Here is a 4,425-nt window from a genome sequence, read left to right on the forward strand (position 1 = left end):
CGACCGCATCGCCGGACCCGGAGGACCCGGACTGCCCGGATCGCGTGCGCCGACGGGGAGTGCCGGATCCGCGCCCGGATCCCCGGGCGTCGCGATCGGACTGACGACGACCGGAACCGGTCCCGGTCGCGGCCCCGATCCGGCCCCCCGCGCCCTCCGGGATGCCGAGGTCGGTCCGGAGGTGAGGAGACGTCGAATAGGTCTCGGCGGGCTCGCCGTGGCCGAGGCCGAGCGCCTTGTCGATCAGGCCCCAGCGCGGGAGGTCGTCCCAGTCGACGAGCGTGACCGCGACCCCCTTCCGTCCGGCTCGTCCGGTACGACCGATCCGGTGGACGTAGGTCTTCTCGTCCTCGGGGCACTGGTAGTTGATGACGTGGGTGACGTCGTCGACGTCGATGCCGCGCGCCGCCACGTCGGTCGCCACGAGGACGTCGACGTCCCCGGACCTGAAGGCCGTCAGCGACTTCTCGCGCGCGCCCTGGCCCAGGTCTCCGTGGATCGCCCCCACCCGGAATCCCCGCTCGGCCAGGTCGTCGGCCACCTTCTGTGCCGTGCGCTTGGTGCGACAGAAGATCATCGTGGCGCCGCGTCCCTCGGCCTGCAGGATTCGCGAGACCACCTCGGGCTTGTCCATGGAGTGCGCGCGATAGACGAACTGGGTGGTGTTCTCGTGCGTGGCGCCGGAGTCGGCCGCCTCCGCCCGGATGTGCGTGGGCTTGGTGAGGAACGTGCGGGCCAGGGTGATGATCGGTCCCGGCATGGTGGCCGAGAAGAGCATGGTCTGACGCTGGTCGGGCACCATCCGGAGCAGTTTCTCGATGTCCGGCAGGAAGCCCAGGTCGAGCATCTCGTCGGCTTCGTCGAGGACGAGCACCTCGACCTTGCCGAGCACCAGCTTCGACTGGTTGGCGAGGTCGAGCAGTCGCCCGGGGGTCCCCACCACCACGTCGACGCCCTTCTCGAGAGCGTCGGTCTGCTGCTCATAGGGGGTGCCACCGTAGATGGACAGCACCTTGAGCGGGCGGGTCCCCGACCGGCCCGGGGCGGTGAGCCCGGTGGCGGCGATCTTGAGGTCCTGGGTGACCTGGACGCACAACTCGCGGGTGGGCACGATGACCAGGGCTCGTGGCGTGCCGTCGAGTTCCCGGGTCACCTCGCCCGTGGAGATGCGGTGCAGGAGCGGTACGCCGAACCCGTAGGTCTTGCCCATCCCCGTGCGGGCCTGGCCGATCAGGTCGGAACCGGCGAGGGCCAGCGGCAGGGTCAGTTCCTGGATGGCGAAGGTGTGGGTGATGCCTCGCTCACCGAGCGCGGTGACGATCTCGGGACGGACCCCGAGTTCGGCGAAGCTGGGGGAAGAATCGGAGGACGGGGCGTCGACGACGGCCGTCGTCGTGGCCATGCCGTCGATTTCGCTGGTGGTCACATCGGTGGTGGACAGGGCGGTGCCTTTCTCGTCTCGCGCGCGGATGGTCGGGCCGTGTCGTAGAGAGGGCCTCGGCGAGCGGGGCGCGCGCACATTTCCACGTGGATCCTCGGTGCGGGGCCCGGACTACGGGCCGGGCGCGGGTGTGATCCACGTGCACCCACCCTATCCCGTGGCGCCCCGGTGCACAGGGTCCGGGCTAGCCTGGGTCCCACGCAACACCGACGATGGCGTGACAGGCGCCGACGATGAGAAGGGCAGTAACCGTGGAGGTCAAGATCGGCATCGCCGACAGCAATCGCGAGCTCGTGTTCAAGACCGGCATGAAGCCGGAGGACGTGCACGCCCGCGTCGAGGCCGCTCTCACCGCGGAGAGCAAGGCGGTCCTGGAGCTGGACGACGAGAAGGGCCGTCGCTATCTCGTGTCGACCGACAGGGTCGCCTACGTCGAGATCGGCGAATCGGCGCGCCGCCCGGTGGGATTCCTCTCCTAGGAGTCGTGGGCGCGGGAATCCTGCGGGTGGGCGTCGTTGGCGGAACGATCCCCGCCCTGGCGGGGGATCTTCGACAGTCCACCCCAGCACAGGGTGACCGTCGTGGAGACGGCGTCGGCGCGGGAGATCGGTCGGCCCGCGTCGAGCCAGTGCCCGGCACTCACCCGACTCGCCCCCACCAGGCCCACCGCGAGCAGTCGCGACCGGTGCGCGTCGAGCCCGGAATCGCCCCGAACCAGGTCGTGTACGGCGTCGATGCAGCCGTCGGTGGCGCGGTCGAGTTCGCGCCGGACGTCCTCGTCGCCGGACTCGGAGGCGAACACCAGGCGGAAACCCTTGGTATCGGAATCGGCGTACGCGAAGAACGTGTCCACGGCGGCCTCGACACGGCGCCGGTTGTCGGAGGTCGAGTCGAGCGCCGCCCGGATGCGGCCGAGCAGCTCGTCCACGTGGTGACGCAGGACCTCGATGTACAGGTCCCGCTTGGAGTTGAAGTGCTGGTAGAGCACAGGCTTGGAGACGCCGGCGAGGACGGCGATGTCGTCCATCCCCGAGGAGTGGAAGCCCTGGTCGACGAAGACGGCCCCCGCGGCGTCGAGGAGCTGCCGGCGTCGGGCTCCGCGGGGCAGCCGGGTGGCCCTGGCGCGCCCCGGAGCCGTCGGAAACGGTCCGCCCGGGCTTGTCATCGTCTGGCTCCTGTCCTCCCGGACGTCGGGTCGACGGTCGACCGGGCCTGACGCACAATACCCGTACCCTCGGAGTGCCGGAGAAGGCGACCACCTCGGGATGTGGAATCGTGGAGACCATCACTCGGGCCTGACGCGGGCCTGACCGGAGCGGACGTGGAGGCGCGGATGAGCGACGGCCGTCGCCGGATGTCGAACGATGTCGACGCCGAGCCCACCGCTCGGGGTGGCGTTCCGGGCCAGCGCGGGCACAGTACTCCGTACTACCCTCCGCACGGTGAGCCGCTGCGCGCTCCCTGGGATCCCGAGGCGGAGAGAACCCCCGGGCGTCGCCGTTCGGTCCCCGGCGCCAGAGACCATCTGCGCAAACAGAGCCCTGTCGGCCGGTTCTTCACCACGTGGGGGTGGCGCGCGTACGCGATCCCGGTTCTGGTGGTGCTCACCGCGCTCGTGATCGCCGACTCCGTGACGGGTGCCGGTCCGGACGACGGCGACGGCGTGGGGGAGACGGCGGAGACTCCCGCGCTGATGGGGGAGCCGCCGCGGGGACAGGTGCCCCCGAGCGGGGAGCTGCCGGACGGGGGGCCGTTCGAGGAGGCCGGCGAGGGCGTGTTCCGGGTGGTGCCCGGGGGCACGGACCGCGTGGGGCGTCCCGAGGCCGAGCAGTTCACCTACACCGTCGAGGTCGAGGAGGGCATCGACACGACGGATTTCGGAGGCGACGACTCGGTGGCCCGGATGGTGGACGCAACGTTGGCCAACCCCAAGAGCTGGACGGCGGACGGGGCGGTGGCGTTCCAGCGCACGTCCGGTGACGAGCCCGCGTTCCGGGTGAGCCTGGCCAGTCCCCGCACCGTCCGTGAGAACTGCGGTTACGAGATCGAGCTCGAGACCAGCTGCTACAACCCGTCCACCGACAGGGTCTACCTCAATCTCGCCCGGTGGATCCGCGGCGCGCGGTCCTTCCAGGGCGACATCGGTTCCTACCGGCAGTACCTCGTCAACCACGAGGTCGGCCACGCCATCGGCTACCCGGACCACGAACCGTGCCCCGCGGACGGGGCGCTCGCGCCGATCATGATGCAACAGACCCTCGGGGTCGCCAACCACGAGATCTTCGTCCTCGACAACGAGGGCGTGGTCCCGGACAACGACGACACCTGCCTCTACAACGCGTGGCCGTACCCCGACGGCCCGCCGGTGAACCGGTGACCCCCGTGGCCGGTGACGGCACCGGAGCGCTCCCGCCCCTCGTGCCCCCGGTGCCCTCTCTGACGGCGGAGGAGCGCGCCCGCTATTCCCGGCATCTTCTGTTGGAGGCCGTCGGTGACGAGGGGCAGCGTCGTCTGCGTGCCGCGTCGGTGTTCGTGGTGGGGGCGGGAGGCCTCGGCGCGCCGGTCCTGATGTACCTCGCCGCGGCGGGCGTCGGGCGCATCACCGTGATCGACGACGACGAGGTCGACCAGGGCAACCTGCACCGGCAGGTGATCCACTCCGTGCCGGCGATCGGCCGACCCAAGGTCGAGTCCGCCCGGGAGAGACTGGCCGAGCTGGCGCCCGGAGTGAGGGTGGAGGCCGTCCACGCCCGACTCGACGCGCTGAACATCGATGCTCTGCTCGAGGGCCACCATCTGGTGGTCGACGGCAGCGACAACTTCTCGACGCGCTACCTCGTCTCGGATGCCTGCGAGATCGCCGGGATCCCGGTCGTCTGGGGGACCATCGACCGCTTCCGGGCCCAACTCGCCGTCTTCTGGTCCCGTCCGCCCACGCCCGCGGACCCCGTCACCCTCCGGGACCTCTACCCGGCCCCGCCGCC

At 70.7% G+C, this 4,425-nt stretch carries 5 protein-coding genes; 3 read left to right on the plus strand and 2 right to left on the minus strand.

Annotated features, from left to right (window positions below; translation table 11 throughout):
- Positions 1-1,402 (minus strand): DEAD/DEAH box helicase (locus tag G6019_RS04105; RefSeq protein WP_182627088.1); only part of this gene is annotated, 1,402 nt, incomplete at its 3' end.
- A 290-nt stretch (positions 1,403-1,692) separates the two neighbouring features.
- Here G6019_RS04105 and G6019_RS04110 point away from each other — a divergent pair.
- Positions 1,693-1,920 carry a DUF3107 domain-containing protein gene (locus G6019_RS04110; RefSeq protein WP_107755955.1) on the plus strand — a complete coding sequence of 76 codons (228 nt, stop codon included), beginning with the start codon at positions 1,693-1,695 and terminating at the stop codon, positions 1,918-1,920.
- Here G6019_RS04110 and G6019_RS04115 read toward each other — a convergent pair.
- Positions 1,917-2,606: a TetR/AcrR family transcriptional regulator gene (locus tag G6019_RS04115; protein WP_182612383.1), complete on the minus strand. Its 690-nt coding sequence runs from the start codon at positions 2,604-2,606 to the stop codon at positions 1,917-1,919. The two genes, G6019_RS04110 and G6019_RS04115, sit on opposite strands and share 4 nt — an antisense overlap.
- Positions 2,607-2,774: 168 nt before the next feature.
- Between G6019_RS04115 and G6019_RS04120 the strand changes: the two genes are divergently transcribed.
- Together G6019_RS04120 and G6019_RS04125 are read left to right on the plus strand one after the other, a co-directional pair.
- Positions 2,775-3,818, plus strand: a complete 1,044-nt coding sequence (locus G6019_RS04120) for a DUF3152 domain-containing protein (RefSeq protein WP_194305441.1) — start codon at positions 2,775-2,777, stop codon at positions 3,816-3,818.
- A partial coding sequence (locus tag G6019_RS04125) for a HesA/MoeB/ThiF family protein (RefSeq protein WP_309230152.1) occupies positions 3,815-4,425 on the plus strand: 611 nt, incomplete at its 3' end. The genes G6019_RS04120 and G6019_RS04125, both read left to right, overlap by 4 nt.

The sequence above is a fragment of the Dietzia sp. DQ12-76 genome (genome assembly GCF_014145045.1).
Classification (GTDB): Bacteria; Actinomycetota; Actinomycetes; order Mycobacteriales; family Mycobacteriaceae; genus Dietzia.

Coding starts and splice junctions, on each gene's coding strand:
- G6019_RS04115 (WP_182612383.1), bottom strand. CDS start 2,606: ATGACAAGCCCGGGCGGACCGTTTCCGACGGCTCCGGGGCGCGCCAGG.
- G6019_RS04120 (WP_194305441.1), top strand. CDS start 2,775: ATGAGCGACGGCCGTCGCCGGATGTCGAACGATGTCGACGCCGAGCCC.